Below are 956 nucleotides of genomic sequence, written 5' to 3' on the forward strand. Positions count from 1 at the left end.
CATGAAGGTCACCTCCGGGTCGCGGTGCGCTGCACCCACAGATTGATGAGGACGGCGCCCAGGAGCATCACGCCCAGGAACGCCTTGAACCAGTCCGGGTTCCAGCCCGCGTACACAATGCCCTGCTGCACCATGCCGAACATGAACGCCCCGAACACCGGACCGATCGCCGAACCCGCACCACCCGTCAGCAGACACCCGCCGATCACCGCCGCCGAGATGTAGATCAGCTCCTGGCCCACGCCCTCACCGGACTGCACCGTGTTGAACGTGAACAGCTGATGCATCCCGACGAACCAGGCCCCGAGACCCACCAGCATGAACAGCGAGATCTTCGTGAACGCCACCGGCACACCCACGGCCCGCGCGGAGTCCTTGTTCCCGCCCACCGCGAAGATCCAGTTGCCGTACTTCGTCCGCAGCAGCACCCAGGTCGCGACCGCCGCGAACACCAGCCAGTAGAAGATCGTGATCTTCACGTCGACGCCGCCGATGTCGAAGGACGTCGCGAAGACCTTCTTGGCCTGGCCGAAGCCGTCCATGTTGCTGATGTCGTCGGTCGCCACATTCCCGGTGACCAGCTTCGTCACCGCGAGGTTGACACCCTGCAGGATCAGGAAACTGCCCAGCGTGACCAGGAAGCTCGGCAGCCCGGTCTTGACCACCATCCAGCCGTTGAGGAAACCGATCCCCAACGACACCAGCAGCGCGACGATCACACCCACCCACACGTTCATGGTCAGCTGATAGCTGAGCATGCTCGCGGTCAGCGCCGACGTGATCACCGCGACACCGGCGGAGAGGTCGAACTCCCCGCCGATCATCAGCAGCGCCACCGGCAGCGCCATAATGCCGATCGTCGACGAACTGTAGAGAATGTTCGCCATCGACGCGCTGTCCCGCACCGGCGGAGCAGCGACCAGGAAGAACACGTACACCGCGGCCGCACCGAGGAA

General features: G+C 64.2%; 1 protein-coding gene. It reads right to left on the reverse strand.

Annotated elements, in window-relative coordinates:
* Positions 1 to 8: 8 nt before the first annotated feature.
* Positions 9 to 956 (reverse strand): ABC transporter permease (locus tag AC31A1_RS51930; RefSeq protein WP_489659996.1); only part of this gene is annotated, 948 nt, incomplete at its 5' end.

This window comes from Streptomyces sp. P5F9, from assembly GCF_057961495.1.